The sequence below is a fragment of the Microcoleus sp. POL10_C6 genome, from assembly GCF_036701585.1.
Lineage (GTDB): Bacteria > Cyanobacteriota > Cyanobacteriia > Cyanobacteriales > Microcoleaceae > Microcoleus.
In genome coordinates this window covers 65,922-83,729 of the sequence record NZ_JAUBRB010000031.1, presented here as the reverse complement: position 1 = coordinate 83,729, position 17,808 = coordinate 65,922, and the positions used below count along the sequence as shown (strand labels likewise).

The 17,808-nt window shown below is 45.1% G+C and carries 10 protein-coding genes; 1 reads left to right on the top strand and 9 read right to left on the bottom strand.

Annotation, left to right across the window (positions count from 1 at the left end):
* Positions 1-998: 998 nt before the first annotated feature.
* The 4 genes from QUA34_RS18165 to QUA34_RS18150 all read right to left on the bottom strand — a co-directional run bounded on the left by QUA34_RS18165 (position 999) and on the right by QUA34_RS18150 (position 5,908).
* A complete protein-coding gene (locus QUA34_RS18165; protein WP_333326638.1) occupies positions 999-1,550 on the bottom strand; it encodes a shikimate kinase in 552 nt (183 codons plus the stop codon).
* A gap of 22 nt (positions 1,551-1,572) precedes the next feature.
* On the bottom strand, positions 1,573-2,454 hold the full coding sequence (locus QUA34_RS18160; protein ID WP_333326640.1) for a LapA family protein: 882 nt from the start codon (positions 2,452-2,454) through the stop codon (positions 1,573-1,575).
* A 115-nt stretch (positions 2,455-2,569) separates the two neighbouring features.
* Complete coding sequence (locus QUA34_RS18155; RefSeq protein ID WP_333082548.1) at positions 2,570-3,193, bottom strand: flavin prenyltransferase UbiX; 624 nt, start codon at positions 3,191-3,193, stop codon at positions 2,570-2,572.
* Between the two features lie 348 nt (positions 3,194-3,541).
* Positions 3,542-5,908, bottom strand: a complete 2,367-nt coding sequence (locus tag QUA34_RS18150) for a ribonuclease R family protein (RefSeq protein ID WP_333388831.1) — start codon at positions 5,906-5,908, stop codon at positions 3,542-3,544.
* A gap of 876 nt (positions 5,909-6,784) precedes the next feature.
* On the opposite strand from QUA34_RS18150, the gene QUA34_RS18145 reads away from it, so the two are divergent.
* Entirely contained in the window at positions 6,785-7,771 is a 987-nt protein-coding gene (locus QUA34_RS18145; RefSeq protein ID WP_333388830.1) for a hypothetical protein, read from the top strand.
* A gap of 215 nt (positions 7,772-7,986) precedes the next feature.
* On the opposite strand, the gene clpP is transcribed toward QUA34_RS18145, so the two are convergent.
* The 5 genes from clpP to QUA34_RS18120 all read right to left on the bottom strand — a co-directional run bounded on the left by clpP (position 7,987) and on the right by QUA34_RS18120 (position 17,681).
* The gene (clpP, locus tag QUA34_RS18140) at positions 7,987-8,595 is read right to left on the bottom strand and encodes an ATP-dependent Clp endopeptidase proteolytic subunit ClpP (protein WP_006635758.1); all 609 of its coding nucleotides are present in this window, start codon (positions 8,593-8,595) and stop codon (positions 7,987-7,989) included.
* A 211-nt stretch (positions 8,596-8,806) separates the two neighbouring features.
* Positions 8,807-9,094, bottom strand: a complete 288-nt coding sequence (locus QUA34_RS18135) for a DUF433 domain-containing protein (RefSeq protein ID WP_333388828.1) — start codon at positions 9,092-9,094, stop codon at positions 8,807-8,809.
* A gap of 201 nt (positions 9,095-9,295) precedes the next feature.
* Positions 9,296-10,516, bottom strand: coding sequence for a heparan-alpha-glucosaminide N-acetyltransferase domain-containing protein (locus QUA34_RS18130; RefSeq protein WP_333388826.1), 1,221 nt, complete (start codon positions 10,514-10,516; stop codon positions 9,296-9,298).
* A 172-nt stretch (positions 10,517-10,688) separates the two neighbouring features.
* Entirely contained in the window at positions 10,689-12,104 is a 1,416-nt protein-coding gene (locus QUA34_RS18125; protein WP_333388824.1) for an adenylate/guanylate cyclase domain-containing protein, read from the bottom strand.
* A gap of 48 nt (positions 12,105-12,152) precedes the next feature.
* Positions 12,153-17,681: an ATP-binding sensor histidine kinase gene (locus QUA34_RS18120; RefSeq protein WP_333388822.1), complete on the bottom strand. Its 5,529-nt coding sequence runs from the start codon at positions 17,679-17,681 to the stop codon at positions 12,153-12,155.
* Between the last annotated feature and the right edge of the window lie 127 nt (positions 17,682-17,808).

Below are 17,808 nucleotides of genomic sequence, written 5' to 3'. Positions count from 1 at the left end.
GAGGAAATCTGTTCGTTGTCATCTTACAATTTTATTCTTGAAGCCCTATTCTATGCAGCTTCATATTAAATTGGTATAACGCAGATTTAGCCCAAAACTATCAGAGCGCCCATCAATAAATACAGCTTATTTTTTTTTAATCCCCCTCCCGGATTAATTCCCCTTCCGCGCCGTAATCATAGCAGTTTTCAAGCCTGGTGAGGTACAGCTTGTCAATGGCTGATTCCCCGTTGGTTGTTACCAATGCCCCATTCCCAACTACCCATTCCCCATTACCAATTACCAATTAACGACGAACCTGGAGGGGAACTGAAAACCGCTATGGGAGTATTGAGGTTTAGCCACTGTTGCTCAAAATGTTATGCCCAAGAGTCCGCAAGTCGGGCAGGCAAAAACTCGATTGCAATAAAAAAGCAGCTTTAGGGAGCTGCTAGTCAGAATGCATGAGGTATTGTTTTTAGAATAGGACAGGTTGAATTCGATCGGTGCTGGGTTACATTTTTTGATACGGGAGAGTTGATGAGTGAATGGACGATCGTAAAATCGTCACATAGCAGGGTATCATTGATGCTAAATTTCCCGACAATCAAGTTAGCGTTTAACTGTCCTTGCGCCCTACAGCCCTTCAGCGGTGGGGCCATTTTATTTTTAGGGATAACTCAATAGCCGGCTTTAACGAATCAGATGATTCTGGCATTAGTTCTTGTATAAAATCTCCACATCGCCACATCCTCATACCTATAAAACTTACGCATTACATCCACTCAAACCCGGTGGATTTCAAAATATGGGGTAGTTAAACGGACACACTCAGACAAAAATCAGTATTTTTACCGAAGTCATACAATTTTAGATTTTAGATTTTAGATTTTAGATTTGGGGAATAACTGATGAAGCTGGTGGTTTGGAGCTTGCTTAGGGTTGCATTATTTTTGGGAACTAATATCAAAAGTCTTCAAAAACCTATTATTTTCCCACAAACCCGGTTTCTGAATGTATCAATTGAGATCAGGCCCGGTTTCTGATTTGATAACTTTTTGGATTTCCTCCATCGCCCTAGTCGCGACGGCTTCAGGCCTTTCCCCCACACCAGCATAGACTCGGACATCTGCTTGAGTGTAGAAACGCTCTCGCTCTTTCAAAAGGCTTTGCAGCTTAGATTTGATCTCGCCCTCCTGCAGTAGGGGTCGAGCGGTGTCTGAACGCAGTCGATCGTACAATTGATCTACAGGCACATCCAGCCAAACTACTACACCGTAGTGCAAGTAACCCCAATTCATCGATCGCGTCACAATGCCACCGCCCGTAGCCACGACCGAATTTTGATACGCAGACAATTCGCCGAGCACTTTAGTTTCTAGTTCCCGAAAAGCCTCTTCCCCTTCTCGATCAAAAATCTCAGCAATTGACTGATTAGCAACTCGAACAATTAGTTCATCAGTATCAAAAAAACGGTATTTTAATTTTTTTGCCAAAATCCGCCCTACCGTTGTTTTCCCCGCACCCATCATCCCCACAAGATAGATATTTACTCCCCTCAACCCATCCACTGCCAAATCCTCCGATATTTTTCTATTTTTTCAGGTTAATCGATCTGCCACTGAGGCCATCATCGTCATCAAACTCATCACCCTCATCCAATCCCCAATCCTCATCTGCTTCTGCAAGAGGATTTATTGGTGCTTCATCAGCGGGTTTAGGAATGTCCCCTCCCGGAGGAACGATCACCCGATACTCGGCATCGTATACAGACTCAGTTTGTCCCACCCCAGACTGGCTCGGATCTCTATAGCCGTAAGAATATACTGAGCCAGCCCAAGATTTGCTTTTTGGTTCCTGCTGAGCTTCGTAAGCCCTCGGATTTGCCGCTGGAACATCATTGACCTGCGGTTGATCGGGAAAATCGCGATCGTCCCCCCAATCGTCATCACCCCCTTGAGAGCCGGATTTTGAGCCATCTGAGACCCAATCGTCCTCATCGTCTGCTGCATAAGTCCCCGGTTGAGCGTAATCCTTCGCCCCATCAGGCTTCGGAGTTTCTTGCTGGAAAGTCCGGGCACTGTAACCCGCCGACGAGCCGTACTCAGTTCGGTAGGAACCAGCAGCCTGAGTTTGGCTATTTTCCCTATTCAGATCCGGGTCAATTTCCAGCTTTCTAGGAGGGGGAGGCGGCGTGTAAGGCGTTCTCCTGTCCTCTGGGAAAGTATCGGGACGGCTGCGACTGGATCTGCCGGCGCGGTCTGCCGTTAGAGATAGGTAATTTGAAAAAGCCAGCAAACCAGAAATCAATAAAGATGTGACAGCTCCCATCGCCAGGCTCAGCAAAATCCAGATAGATAAAGGCAAAGCAGGCGATCGAACTCCCAAAAATACCAGAGACAATGCTGGCTCCACATTTTGCAGGGCAAAAATAGTTAACCCCAACACAATTACTAGCAAAAATACAAGTCGCATATTAAAAATATTGGTAATTGGTAATTGGTAATTGCTAATTGGGAATTGCTAATTAAAACTAACAAATCATCAATAACAAACTGTCAACTGTCAACTGTCAACTGTCAACTGTCAACTAACTCCCTTCTTCTTCCTTCCAGCGTTTGAGAGGAACGCAATCAATCCCCAACTGGTCTAAAGCGCGAGCCACCACAAAGTCTACCAAATCTTCAATAGTTTGCGGATTGTGATACCAAGCAGGAATCGCTGGTACAATTCTAGCTCCAGCTTCCGCCAAGGTAGTCAAATTCCGCAGGTGGATCAAGCTAAAAGGCGTTTCGCGAGGCACGAGTACCAATTTTCGCCCTTCCTTGAGCTGAACGTCGGCCGCTCTTTCAAGCAAATCCGAGCTCAAGCCAGCCGCCAATTTGCCCAGCGTACTCATGCTACAGGGAATAATGATCATCCCTTGGGTACGAAAGGAGCCACTAGCAATATTAGCACCGACATCTTGCCAAGGATGACACCGAAGTTTACCCATTGTGGCGACTCCTGCTTGTTCCCGCCAGAATTCCTCTTGAAGCGTCGGTTCGGCGGGCATTCGCGTGTTCTGTTCGCTTTGCCAAACCATGTAAGTAGATTTCGATGCTACCAGTTCGATCGCGCGATCGGCTTCCAACAAATATTTGAGAGTTCGCACCGCATAAATCAGTCCCGATGCACCGGTAACTCCTACAATGAGGGGGTAGTTATTCGTCATTAGTTATTTGTTAGTTGACGGTTGAGTGTTGCTAGTAATTAGTTGTTAGCTCAAATTTGTTAGCATTGGAATTATTCATATCTCTCTTCTGTTAATCTGCGTGAATCAGCGTCTATCCCTTGTCATCTGCGGCTAACAAATTCTCTTTTTTTCACCGCAGATACAGGCAGATTAACACAGATCAACGCAGATTAATTATATAAATTGTACCGGATTGGATATTAGTCATTAATTGTTTATTGATGATTGCTGAGTATAGTTGGGCGCCCACTTGTTAATACTTAGTTGCCCGATAATGACAACTAAGTATTGAGAAAAGTTAACTGTCAACTGTCAACAGTCAACAGATTATTCATCATCATCAAAAGCTTGGCTGCCGCCCCCAACTGCAACTAAATCAATTTGCTGGCGGTAGTAGTCAACACTCTTGACTTGAACTTCTACCCGATCGCCCAAACGGTACTGATTGCGGTTTTTGCGGCCCACCAGAGTTTGCTGGCGCGATCGATATTCGTACCAATCATCCTTCAGCGAAGAAACGTGCACCAATCCCTCAACACGCAGGATGTCGCTCTCCGGTGGTCGCACCTCAATTTCCACAAAGAAACCGTAAGACTGTACACCTGTAATCAAACCCTGGAAAGTTTGACCGGTGCGTTCTTTCATCAATCCGGTTTTCTTCAATCCCTGCAAATCGCTTTCAGCGTCCTCAGCAACCCTTTCGCGTTCCGTCAGGTGTACCACGGCCGATGCAAACTCTGTCTCAAATTCGTGGTGCAAATCTGGCGGGAGAACATTCCAAGTAATTTGACCGTGACAGGAGGAATGGTGCAAGTCAACTTTTTCCTTAGCCCGTGTTGTGCGGCTGCTGCGGCCTTGCTCGAACACCGCTTGCAACACCCGCAGCACCAGCAAATCGGCGTAGCGGGAAAGCGGCGAAGTGCACCGTGTGTAACCCTCTGACAGCCCCAAACCGAAGTGCGGCTTGGCAGTGGTGCTGTAAACAGCGGGCTTCATGGTGTCTTCGAGCAGGTAGGTGAGAACTCTTTCGGACTTAAGGCCGGCAAACTGCTGGGTAAATCGCTGAAAGTCCAAGGGCAAAACTTCTTCTTCGGTTTCGAGATACAGTTCGCCTCCGAGGTTGTTCGAGAGTTTGATGAACTCTTGAATGTCTGCCGGATCTGGCATCGGCTGGACACGGTAAATTGCTGGGACTCCCAAGGCTTGCAGGTGGGTGGCGACAGCTTGGTTGGCGAGTACGACCAACTCGGAGACAGCCGACTGAACGGGGGGAGCTGTTGCAAAAGCTCCTAATTCGCCTTCGTCGTCGAAGTGAGAGTTAGCATCAGGCAAATTTAGTTCAAAAGCTCCTCGCTTGAGCCTTGTCTGTCTGGCTGCCTGTGAGGCGGCCCCGATTTGATCGAGGAAAGGACGGAGGGCGGAAGATAAAGGGTGCTCTTCGGCATTGCTTGGTTCGAGAATTGCTTGAGCTTGCTCGTAGGTGAGGTGGTAGTCAATTTGAATGACGCTAGTTTGAATTTCGTATTCTAGGAGTTCTCCTGATTGGTCGAGGGTGAGCAGTATGCTGAAGGCCAGCCGTTCTGTGTCTGGCAGCAGGGAGCAGCGCTCGTTGAGTGTTTCTGGCAATACGGCGATGATTTTTTCTCCCAGATGGGCGGCGGTGCCTCGCTTGCGGGCTTCGCGGTCGATCGGGGTTTCTGGCTGCACGTACTCGGCGGCGTCGCTGATGTGGATTCCTATTTGCCAGCGGCCGGGCTTCAGGGTTTCGATCGACAAAGCGCGTTCCACTGGCGGATCGGAGAGGAATGATGTTGGGTCAAACTCGTTTTCGCCTCCTCCTTCGGAGAGATTTTCCTCCGGGGCTTGAGGAGCATTGTTTTCGCTGTTGCTTGTTCCTGGTTCGTTTTTGCTGAAGCTAACAGTCAGGATGTTACGCAAATCTAGGCGTTTTTTGATGTCGGTTTTTTTGACTTTGCTGGGCAAATTTTCGGCTGCTTTGATGACTGCGGCGGGGAACGATCGCGGTAAGTCGTGTTTGCAGCATACGATGTCGAGGTCGTCAGCGGCTTCGGCGTCGGAACCGAGTACCTGTACTACTTTGCCGACTGGCCGATGGGTGCCGAGGGGGTAGCGTTTGACTTCGACGTGTACTAGGTGGTCGATCGCCTCTTGGAGATTTGTGCCGTTTGCGAGCAAGTCTAGTTCAAACAACAGGCGATCGTCCAGGGGGATTGCTCTGTAGCTGACGCGGCCGGTGGGGGTGGCGGTTTGCTTGACTCGCGCGAGTACCGAGGGGTTGGCGCGTTCGAGGATGAGCATGACTTCGCCTTCGGGCGATCGGCGGCGGCTACCTTCTTTGATGATTTTGACTAAGACTCGATCGCCATTCCAAGCTGTCGAGAGGTGACTTTCCCGCACGTAAACGTCTTCTGAGCCTTCGGCGTCTTGAATTGCAAAGCAAAATCCTTTGCTCGAACAGCGCAGTTTTGCTTCTACTACGTCGTCTTCAGCTACTCGGCGATAGCGGCCTTTGTCTTTGACTAATATGCCAATTTTCTCTAGAGCTTCTAATGCGATTTGAAGTTTGAGTTGACTGGTGGCGTCGTTGCAGTCGAGTTTTTTCTCCAATGCTTTTGGGGCCACTAATTTGTCTTCTGTAAAATTTGCCAGCAGTGCAGCGATAGAAAATTCCATGTAGCGATCGATCCTCTTGTTTCCAGCAATTAGTCTAAATTTTGGCGAAATCAGCCGCACCCCCTCGGGCCCTCGCAGTGCCTGCTTCCCAACAAATGCGCGGGTTGATAGGTGGAGACGCGAGCACAGCCACCTTGTTTCATCGCGAGTTTTTTTTGAGATTCTCTCCCGACACCGGCTTCGTGCTAATTGTCTGCTGTCTGTATTGAACTGACTGCTGACGGTGCAGAAAACTGTCCCGCACGCTATTCCCCAATACAATTTTTTAGCGTTGGTTTGTTTGCTTTTAGGTCAGCAGCGCCGAGCACTTCGCGAATTAGAAAGCCTCTGTCGGTTCTTAAAAGATGGCTCGATACTGAAAGCAACGGCTTGAGTCGAGGATGAGCCGATGGAGGGATGGAGAGGGAGAAAATGTGCATTTCTCGCTTCTGCCTTGTTTCCTTCTGCGTTGTTCCTTCTTCCTTTTGAAGTGCCTCTTGCCTCTTGCTTTAGCAAAGAACTTACCGGATCAAGGCAAAATTGCTAGTAGCTCGCCGCTGCGATGCCCCTGTTTTTTGCACGCGATCTGTCCTTGCGGACGGAGGTGCAACGAGCGGGCCGGGAGCAATCTGTGCTGTAGAAAGTGCAGGTACGCAAACCGGAGACTTTTACTACTTTTGCTTAGTTGCTGTGTCATCTCCTATAGGTAGAAATGACGCCCGATGCTTGTTAGCTTAAACCGCTGGATGTGGCATGGGGTTTAGTGGCGTTTAAGGTTGCGCGGATGACTCACCTTTAATTTATTGTATGTTGAATAGGTGCTTTCAGAAAATTGTTTTCTCAGGGCTGTACTACACTTAAGTCATAAGCCCCCTCTGGTTTCGGGGTCAAAAAATTATGTTTGCTGAATTTCGCGCCCTTTATCCCGCTGGACAGTTAATTTGTGAGTTGCTGACTGTTCATCACGGTAAGTTTGTTGTTCGCTGTCTGATTCAGGTTGACGGCAAAACTCTGGCTACGGCTATGTCGGCTGCTGAGTCTGTTGAGGATGCTGAAGACCGCGCCCGGTTGCGAGCGATCGCTGTCCTTGGATTTGCTGCGCCCGATCGTGCGATCGCGAGTGTTGATCCGGCTCCGGTTGCTCCAGTTGCTGCAGTTGCTCCGATTGCTCCGGTTGCTTCCGTTGCTCCGGTTGCTCCTCCCCCTCCCCCTCCTCCTGCTGTTCCGGTTCCTGTTGGGCCGACAAGTGTTCCTCTTCCGGTTCTAGAAATGCCTGTTGCTGACAACTTGCCTGAAACACATCCAAGCAATTTTGTCAAGACCGAAGCGAAATTAAATGAAGAGCCGATCGCACCTGTAGCGGAACCGCTGCCACCAACGGTCGATCGCGTCGAGGCTACTGGGTTTGTACCAAAGCAGTTAGACTCGGACGCTTGGCTTTCTTCTAGCTACGGCGAACCACTTCAGGAACTGGAGGTACCGACTTCTAGCCAAAGTGAACTGCTACAGGGTGCGGCCGAAGTCAGGGAATTGCAACCGATCGCAGTAGGAATTCCGAGCGATGCGATCGAGGATAATTCTGATACGATCGCGCAAATAGACGCTATCCTCAAACGCCTGCAATGGAAGAAAAAACAGGAAAGCGACTGTCTCGAACACAATTACGGCAAGTCGTCTCAGAGAGAGCTTTCTACCGAACAGTTGGTAGATTTCCTAGAATATCTGGAAATCTACAGCAGAACTACTGAGGAAATCAAGCGGTTGAACTGGACTCCCAACCAAGGAAAAGATTATCTCAAACAAGGTTATGGCAAAGAAGCGCGCCATTTCTTAAATCAAGTAGAATTGCTCGATTTTCTGCAATATCTCGAATCTTTGCCCTAGTAATTATGTAGGGTTTCTAGGTGTGATTTTTTTTTAGAAAAAGCTACATATAGCAATTTTCAATTGTAGGAAATACAGTAGGAACACGGGACACTGTGCCGTGTCATGCGCCCCAGCATCTGTAATTCACTGCACTGAAAACTGCTATATAACTGTTAAAAATTAAAAATCAAAAATGAGGAAATATTCTTCATTTTTGATTTTTAACTTTTCATTTAGACGACAGCGGCGATCGGGCGGCTGGCGGAAGGACGGCGATCGATCACTTGATCGACTAATCCGTAGTCCTTTGCTTCTTCAGCCGACATGAAGAAATCCCGTTCGGTATCTTCTTCAATGCGGGAAAGCGGCTGACCGGTATGGTTGGCAAGATGTTCGTTCAGGCGGCGTTTGTGGTACAAAATCTCTTTGGCCTGAATTTCAATATCGGTTGCTTGTCCTTGAGCTCCGCCGAGAGGTTGGTGGATCATAATCCGGGAGTGAGGCAAACTCATCCGCTTGCCTTTAGCACCGGCACTCAATAGGAAAGCGCCCATGCTGGCTGCCAAACCGAGGCAAATAGTGCAAATGTCGGGGCGGATGTGGTTCATCGTGTCAAAAATGCCCATACCTGCTGTTACCGAACCCCCTGGGGAGTTGATATAGAGGTAAATATCTTTCTCCGGGTCTTCAGCGTCTAAAAATAGCAATTGGGCAACGATCAGGTTAGCCAAGTCTGAGTCAACCTGTTGGCCCAAGAAGACGATGCGATCGCGCAGGAGTCGCGAGTAAATGTCAAAGGCGCGTTCGCCGCGACCGGATTGTTCTATAACTGTTGGGATCATTGACGCCTGCCTGCCTATTACGTATCTTTTTTTAATTTTAGCGATTAGGGCTCAGTTATAGTTAGCGATCGGTGGCGTGCGATCGAGAAATCGGCAAAATCCTTTAGCTGGGCGGGGTTGGGGCGGTAATTTGAGGAATTTGTGGCGGGGGTGCGATCGGATTTCCGATCCGGCAGGCGATCGAGGTTGAGGAAGCGGACATCAATAAACGTTAAATGTTGTTATGTGGCGATCGTATCGTTGCGAGAACTGAAATCGCTCGATCGCCGCTGACACTAGCAAAATGGTCGAAAAATTCATCGATCGAATCACCAGCTTCGAGATAATCAAGTAGAGTCTCGATCGGGACGCGAGTAGCAATAAAGACAGGACTTCCACCTAAAATATCGGGGTCGCTATGAAAGATAGTAGCTGCGTATTGCAAAGAAAAGGTTGTGACATCGAGACAATCTTCCTCAGTCCAGGTATCACTTTGCTCGAACGTTCTGTTAGTTTCCATCGCTAAATCCCCACTGAAATTCCATCCTATGAATCTTTTATATCAAATCTGAAACTTAAACGGATTAATTATCAGGTATGGCAGTATTCAGGACTGACGTACTCCGAGTAAATAAACCGGGTTTTTTACCAAATTTGTGGGCTGTAATGCGTCTTCTCGTAAAAAACCCGGTTTCTGGCCCCCCTGCCTCAGTCCTGCTTCTCAAATTTTTATCGCCCAACCTCGGCGATACATTCCATACAAAATTAACCACCAAAATAATACCGCAGTCACGGCAAATGCTAGGGAACCATTCAGCGGCCCGGCCCACGGCACAAACCATTTTTCATAAATCCAAGTGTAAGTTGTTGGAGCATTTGATCCAGTACCGATATGAGTTTTTAAGAGAATTCGGGCAACTATACCGGAAGCAACAAACAGGAAAATTGCATTCACTCCCATGATTTCAAACGGTCTCCCCCATTTCCAATCCCGCACTTCTATTGTTTCGTAGCAAGCTGCTAGCAATAGCAACGCCCAACCAGCAGTAAAAACTACATAAGAACTTGTCCAGAGTTGTTTGTTGATCGGAAATAGAAATCCCCACAAGTGACCGATTACCACGCAACTGAGACCGCAGATTGCTAAGTTGATACTGGTGCGGGTTTTGATTTGCTGTGCTCGCAGCCATTCTCCGGTAAAGTAGCCTGTGAGGACTGTGACAACTGCGGGTAAGGTACTCAACAATCCTTCGGGGTCGAAGGGGCCGCCTTTGTACAGGTGTTGGCTACCGAGAATTAGCCGATCGACATATCCCCCTAAATTTCCTTCTGGCGTGAGTTCGCCGGCAATGTACCCCCCTACAGGCACTACGGTTAATGCAGCCCAATAGCCGAAAAGCAGGGCAACAGCGAGCAGTTTTTGATTGCGGGGGGAAAGGTTGAGAATGGCGATCGCACTGATGAAATAAGCTAAGCCGATGCGCTGCAATACTCCCATGATGCGGATTTTACCGAAGTTTTCCACTGGGGCGCTGTTGAGAAGTACCTCAAGGGCGATCGAAGATGTATTTAGCAGCAATCCTAATATAAATAAAATCGCGGCGCGGCGCGCAATTCGCCAGTAAATATTTGAAGAAGGAAGAAGGAAGAAGGAAGAAGGAAGAGGGTTTTTAGCCGATTCTAATTTTTCCTTACTTGGTGTAATTTTTGAGGTTTCTATTCCGGTTTTTGGATAAGTTTGAATATATTTAGGCAGCGAGAAAGACATCGCGCAGCCAACGATGAACAGGAAAAACGGAAATACTAAGTCTGTCGGGGTGCAGCCGTGCCATTCTGCGTGTTCTAGCGGTGGATACACCTGTTCCCAACTACCGGGGTTGTTGACTAGAATCATCGAGGCGATCGCAATTCCGCGAAAAATATCAAGGGATTTGAAGCGCATAAATTAAGTTATTTGTTCACTGTTCACCGTTCACTGTTCACTGTTAAGTATCTTAGCTGATGCCCATTTCCTAATTCTTTTCGGCCCAATTCCCAATGCCCTGTTTTGCCAATGCCCTATGCCCCATGCCCCATGCCCCATGCCCAATTCCCCATTCCCCATTCCCCATTACCTATATCTCTATTCCTTCCAGAGTCATAATGACTGCATTCTTCATCAACATATCGCAGCGTTCTGCATAAAAAGATGCTGCCTTATCATATTTGTTGATTTGCAAAACGCGCAAAAACATTTGCCTTGCTTGCGGGAATTGCTGTTGGTAGTGAAAAAAAATTCCCTGTTCAAAATAAGTTTGAGTTTGTGCTTTTAGTTCGATCATTGTCGGCGAGTCGCCATCGTAAATTTCAAATACAGCAACAGGTGTTTGTTTTCCTTTGACTTGAACGCGATCGAGAAATCGGCACTTGTAATGTTGAGGATCGTCTATCCGGCAAAGGGTTTGGACGCTAGCTACAATAGCAACTCCATAAAGCTTTGTCAATCCTTCCACACGGGAAGCTAAATTAACCGCATCAGAAATCACCGTACTTTCCATTCGTTCCGCTTCGCCAATCGTACCTAACATTAAAGTCCCCGTATGCAAACCAATCCCTATCGAAATAGGTTGATAGCCACTGTTTTGCCTGTGTCTATTATAAATTTTTACTTGATGCTGCATCTCAATTGCTGCTTGCACAGCATCTTCAGCCCTGTTAGGAAACAAAGCCATAATCCCGTCACCAATGTATTTATCTATAAAACCGTTATACTCGCGGATAACTGGGCCAACTCGGCTTAAGTAAGAGTTAAGAAATTCAAAGTTTTCTCGGGGAGACATACTTTCTGACAGACTTGTAAATGAGCGAATGTCGGCAAACATAATCGTCATTTCTGCTTGTACAGAGTCTCCTAGTCTGGCATCAACAATGCTTTCTCTTTTTAGAAATTTCAAGAATTCACGGGGTACAAAACGGGCTGAAGCAGCAGCTATTTTTTCTAGTTCGCTTTTGCTGGACTCGATTTGATTGAGTGATCTAAATGCTCTCAGTGCGGTGACCACTGTGGTAAATAATTTTTTATTAGTAAGTTCTGTTTTAGTTTTGTAATCATTGATATCGTAGCTGACAATTACTACATCTTCTGGTACTTGTCCGGGCTGTCCAGTGCGTAAAATAATTCGCACAATTTGATTATTTAAAATATCGCGGATGTATTTAACTACTTCCAATCCGGCTTCTTCTGTTTCCATAACTACATCGAGTAAAATCAATGCTATGTCGTAGTTATTTTGGATTATTTCTTTAGCTTCTTTTCCAGAGTAAGCGCTGATAAATGTTATACTTTTACCTTCAAATTTAAAATCGTTTAACGCTAGTTTAGTAATATTATGAATTTCTATTTCATCATCTACAATTAATATTTTCCAACTTTCTTCTTCTAGCGGTTTTTGTTCCGCCTCGTCTTCCTCGGCAAATATTAATTCATCGTCGCCCGTCGCGATTAATTCGTCATCGCCCCCAGCCAACAGGTTTTTACTAGCTTCTGACATATATCGTTCTCCTATATAAAACTTATATCCATGTTGGCGGTCTAATAACTAACTGCTCATTTTAGCGGGAAATTCAATCATAAATCTTGTGCCTTTATTTACTTGACTTGTGCAGCTAATTGTGCCTTTTAATTTTTGAGTAACAAGGTTATAAATAATGTGCAGTCCCAATCCCGTGCCTCCCTGACCTCTTTTGGTGGTAAAAAACGGTTCAAAAATTTTACTGAGATTTTCTGGGTCAATTCCTTTGCCGTTATCGGCATATTCAAATATTAGCCGAGATCCCTCTAGTTTGAAATCAAAAGCCAGAACTCCTTCGTCTTCTCCATCGTAGGCGTGAATTAGGGAATTCAACACCAGATTTGTCACAATTTGACACACTACGCCGGGGTAACTGTCCACTACAATATTTTCATCACACTTAATCTCTATTTTGTGCTTAGTTCTTTTTAGTTTGGCTGTTAAGGATGTCAAAATTTCCTCTAGATAGTTTTTAACATTAAACGTGCGTTTTAACTCGCTCGACTGATCTACAGCTACTTCTTTAAAACTGTGAATCAAGTCTGCTGCCCGCGTGAGGTTAGATAAGATCATATTACTGCTTTGCATCGCGGTATCCAGAAACTTTTCTAACTCGGAACGTTTGATTTGACCGTTACTGTAAACCTCAAAAAACTTTGTGGCTTTTTCAGCAAGCAGGGAGGCGGCGGTGATGCCGATGCCGATGGGAGTATTGATTTCGTGGGCAACACCTGCAACCAACCCTCCGAGGGCAGCCATTTTTTCCGATTCTACCAGTTTATTTTGAGCTGATTTTAAGTCTTCTAAAGTTTGGGAGAGTTCGGAGGTACGCTGCTGTACTAAATTTTCGAGATTCTGATTGAATTGGTGCAAGTTGGCGTAAAGTTGGGCATTTTCGATGGAGATAGAAATTTGAGAAGACAGCAGTTTTAATATTTCTAACCTGTCTTGGGTAAAAGCGCCTGTAGTCAGATTGTTTTCTAAATATAGAATCCCAGTGAGTTGACCTTGATTAATTAACGGAGTGCAAAGAATTGATTTAGGTTGAACCGCCATTATATAGGGTGTGCGAGTAAATTGTCCTTCGCGGGTGGCATCGTTTAAAACTATACTTTCCTGGGTGCGGGCGACGTAATTCACAACTGCAACTGCCAGCAAAGTTACTTGTTGATCGTCGGCTACAAAATCTATCGGAATTGATTGCATGACAGCAACGCGATCGACAGCTACAGATCCTGATGCTTCAATCACCCATTGACCGTCTTTTTCTAGTATTAAAAAGCCTCTTTCCCCCCCGGCATTTTCAATAACAATTTTCATCATTTTTGCCAGCAGTTTGTCTAGAACTATTTCGCCGGCTAAGGTTTGCGATGCTTTAACTGCTGTGGTCAAGTCTAGCACGCCTGCACTGTCGCTCGTAGTGGAAGCGCTGCTCGTAGATTTGTGAGTTTCAATATTAGTTGAAATCGAGCCTGAAGTTAGCAAGTGCGAGTATTTTGATTCTAAATGCGCTGCTTTGGCTGTTGCTCCCCAGCGCTGATAGCAATAACGCGCTTCTGTTAAGTAAGTTTTAGAATTTTTTTCTCTTCCTATGGATAGATAAAATGCTCCTGCCAATTCTGCTGCTAGTGCTTGTATTTGTATGTAGCCGTTTTCTTCTGCTCCTTCAATGGCGCGATCGTAATATTCCATTGCTCTCACAACATTGCCCAAAACGCGCGCTTTTTCTGCCGTAAGTAAGTCGCATTTATGCTGAAGATTCATGGGCGCCGAAAGCGCTTTTTGTTGCAGTTTTTTCCGGTTACTGACAGCGTAAAAAATATGCTCTTCTTGTTCCTCTTCTGTTGCCGATGGATAGGCAGCTAGGCGGGCTAGAGAATCGTAAAACTGGTATTCAGAAACATTAATAAAGCCTGCAACTCCGTCTAAATATACTTCGGCTTGCGCTGAATTTTCTAGTGCTGTAGCGGTATCTCCAAATAAATACGCTAGTATTAATTTTTGCAAATAGAAGTGCTGTAGTCCCACCCTATCGTTAGCTTTTAACAGCAGCGACAACAATTTTTCTTCGCTGTATGCTTCACCTAACATAAGGTTTGGACTTTCCACTTTCCCCATCAATTGCCAAATAGTGTGTCGATATATTTGATTCCAAGTCAATACAGTTTCTTGCTTGAGTTGAAAGAGCAAATGGTTGTAACTTACCATTCTCCGTTCCAGTTGTGGCAATTCTTGACCGATGAAATACAAAGACTGACAAATATTTACGGCTGCATATCCGACACATTCTAAATCCCCATTTTCTAGCGCGCTTTGGTAGGCTTCCTCTAATAGCGGCAAAGAGTCTTTAACGTGATGCTTGCCGTTCATCAAAATGAATGCTACTAAATTAAGCGTTTTGCTTTTGAATTCTAACGCATTTAATCTCTCGCTCAATTTTAAAGCTAATTGACCAAAGCGATCGCCAGATTCAATATCTCTAACTATTCCTTTTAAAATTGCTCCGTAATTAGCATAGCCGAAGGCAGACAAAGTAGAGTTTCCGTAATTAATAGATAAATTCACTTGCTCGCACACAATCAGCGGCAGCAGCACAGGTTCAACTATAAATGTAGCTGAAAACATACTGGAAAGCACGCGCATAGTTGCTAATTTATGCGGATTTGTCATAATTGGCAAGTTAATTAAATCTTCTATTTTCTTTTCGGTTAAATAAGCTGCGGTTTTAGCCAGTGCTTGCTGAATGTGGAGGGGGATCGGCGATTCGGGAAAGTTTATTCCTAACATTTTTAGTGCTTCGCGACCAATTTTTACCGATTCTTGGAGTTTGGTTTGCATCGCACAAGCTATGATTCTGATTTCAAACACTTTGATTTTGTCTAGTTCATTCTTTGCGTGTTGCAGAACAATTTCAGCCCATTTTTCCATTGGCTCAAAGTCGGTATTGAGGTAAGCAGCTTCTGCTGCTGACTCGTAGAGTGCAAGAGTCAAGTCGTAGTCAGTTTGCCAACTTTCGGGGGGAAGCAGTTCAATACCTGCGGTTAAATATTTCAGGGCAAGTTCGTAAGCTGCACTTGCTTTTGCTTTGCGGCCTGCCATTAAATTTAATTGGCATAATTGAAATTGTTCTAATTGGCTGGTGATGATTTCTTTGGCAAAATTTAGTTGGTTTACGGTATCAAAAATATGCTCTTCTAATTGCTCTGGCGGTGCATTTTCGAGTAAAAAGTTGCCTATCTTTAGATGGATTTCTTGTTTTTGAGAATTGGATATTAAAGCATAAGCTGCCTGCTGCACTCGCTCGTGCAAAAATTTGTAAGTTGCGCTAGGAACATCAGCAACTGGCAGGGAAAATTTTTCGCTAAAATCTCTAGATATTGTGTCTGTTACTTCTGTACTTGCTGCGAGTGCGATCGGAATTTTGTAGGCGTTATTCACGAGTAAAATCAGACCTGACTGAAGTGCCTCAACGAGGTCTGTGGCTGCGGACGCCAGAGGTTGTTCGGCGATTGTCGAGAGAGTTTCCAAATCAAATTTGTTCCCGATACAAGCGGCTAATTTAAGCAGTTCCTGGGTATTCTCTGAAAGTTTTTGAATATTATTTATCATTAATTCGACAACATTGTCAGTAATTGCCATTTCTTGTATTTGTTCGATATCCCACTGCCACTCGCCTGTGACATGGCATTTTTTCACAATTTGCTCTGAGATTGGTTGCGGTAAGCCCGACAGGTTGGGTTCAGCTAGCTTGACCAAATTATTCGAGGGTGAAAGTTTAAATTGAATCAAACTTTTTGAGTAAAGAAATTTTATTAATTGAGTTAAAAAGAATGGATTACCACCAGTTTTTTGAAAAAGCAACTCGGCTAAACTTAGCGAGTTTTCGGGGGCGCAGTTCAAAGTATCGGCAACGAATTGGTTGACGCTGCTTATATCTAAAGGCAAAAGGGCGATCGCCCTCACAGTCCCGCCTGCTTTTTTAATTGCTTCGGCGGTCAGCATTAGAGGATGATTTGCATCTACTTCTTGCTCTCTATAAGCTCCAATTATTAATAAATATTGAGTTCCCAGGTCAGTTGCTAGCAGTTCTATTAACTTGAGAGATGCTGAATCGACCCACTGCAAGTCGTCCAGGAAAATTACTAGAGGGTGTTCTTTTTGAGCAAAGACGCGGATGAAGTTTTGAAATACTAAATTAAAGCGATTTTGAGATTCATTTGCTCCTAAATCTGGGACGGGGGGCTGCGGCCCAACAATCAGTTCTAATTCGGGAATAGCTTCAATAATTACTTGGCAGTTACCGCCGAGTGCTTTTAAAATTTTTTCTTTCCACACATGGATTTCTGCGGCATTTTCTGTGAATATTTGCCGCAACAAATCTTGAAAAGCTTGGAGCAAAAAAGCGTAGGGAATATCGCGCTTAAATTGCTCAAATTTGCTGTCAATAAAATACCCGTTTTCCCGCCGACTCGGCTTGTAAACTTCATATACTAACGAAGATTTGCCCACACCTGCAGAACCAGAAATCAGCACGATTTCTGTATTGCCCCGCCTCATCCGCTGGAAGATACTGAGAAGCATATTAACTTCTGCTTCTCGCCCGTAAAATTTTTGGGAAATTTGCAGGTGACTTGACTGATCTTGCTTGCCGAGGGTTATGTGGGAAATTTCGCCGGTAGTTTGCAGTTGATCGAGACAATTTTCCAAGTCGTACAAAAGTCCGAAAGCACTTTGATACCTGTCTTCGGCTGTTTTTGCTAAGAGTTTTATGACGATATCGGAAACGACTTGAGGAATCTCCTTGGCTCCTACTTGATTGATTCTGCCTTCGATGCTTCTGCTTTGTACTTTTTGCTTTCTGTTTTCCCAAGGAGAAACTGGCGTTTTGGCAATATGGCAGTGTACTAATTCCATAGGATCGATCGCCTGAAAAGGCAATTCGCCACAAAGCATCTCATAAAAGGTGACGCCTAAAGAATAAAAATCGGTGCGGTAGTCGATCGCCCGATTCATGCGCCCCGTTTGTTCAGGAGACATATAGGCGAGAGTGCCTTCGAGTAAATGGGGATGTCTGGGGGCGGGGTTTTCGCCCGGTAGCAGGGAGGCGATCGCAAAATCAGCAATCTTGACATCTCCTGTCTCGATATTGACAATAATATTGCTGGGTTTAATATCTTTATGAATAATGTGGTGATCGTGGAGTTGCCCAATAGTTTCTGCTAGTTTGATGGCAATATGCAGAAATTGTTGTAACTCTAGCTGGTTGTTGCTGAGAAACTCTTTTAGGGAAATACCACCAAAATCTTCTAAAACTAAAACCGGAAAGTGATTGTATGTTTCTATTTTATAAAGCTTGACTATTCCGGGGAAATTCAAATTCTTAAGAATTTCGGATTCGTGCAGCAGTTGGGATATTTGGGCTGGGGTAGGGTATGTCGGGGTGAGAGTTTTGAGGATAACTGGTTTTTGTTCCTCAAGCTGCATCCCTCGATAAATAACTGTGTGAGGGTTTGTATAAAGTTCTCCGTCAATGCGGTATCCCGGAATAGAAATCATGATAGTTGGGGGTAATTTCAAAGAGGCGGTTATACAATTTTAGATTTTAGATTTTAGATTTTAGATTTTAGATTGGGAATGATTGATGATATAAGGGTTTGGAGCGCGGGCTGAGAGTTGCATTCTT

Excerpts from the sequence above, each read along its gene's own strand:
- QUA34_RS18120 (WP_333388822.1), bottom strand. The coding sequence starts at position 17,681 with ATGATTTCTATTCCGGGATACCGCATTGACGGAGAACTTTATACAAAC.
- QUA34_RS18150 (WP_333388831.1), bottom strand. The coding sequence starts at position 5,908 with ATGGAATTTTCTATCGCTGCACTGCTGGCAAATTTTACAGAAGACAAA.
- QUA34_RS18145 (WP_333388830.1), top strand. The coding sequence starts at position 6,785 with ATGTTTGCTGAATTTCGCGCCCTTTATCCCGCTGGACAGTTAATTTGT.
- QUA34_RS18160 (WP_333326640.1), bottom strand. The coding sequence starts at position 2,454 with ATGCGACTTGTATTTTTGCTAGTAATTGTGTTGGGGTTAACTATTTTT.
- QUA34_RS18155 (WP_333082548.1), bottom strand. The coding sequence starts at position 3,193 with ATGACGAATAACTACCCCCTCATTGTAGGAGTTACCGGTGCATCGGGA.
- QUA34_RS18135 (WP_333388828.1), bottom strand. The coding sequence starts at position 9,094 with ATGGAAACTAACAGAACGTTCGAGCAAAGTGATACCTGGACTGAGGAA.
- clpP (WP_006635758.1), bottom strand. The coding sequence starts at position 8,595 with ATGATCCCAACAGTTATAGAACAATCCGGTCGCGGCGAACGCGCCTTT.
- QUA34_RS18130 (WP_333388826.1), bottom strand. The coding sequence starts at position 10,516 with ATGCGCTTCAAATCCCTTGATATTTTTCGCGGAATTGCGATCGCCTCG.
- QUA34_RS18125 (WP_333388824.1), bottom strand. The coding sequence starts at position 12,104 with ATGTCAGAAGCTAGTAAAAACCTGTTGGCTGGGGGCGATGACGAATTA.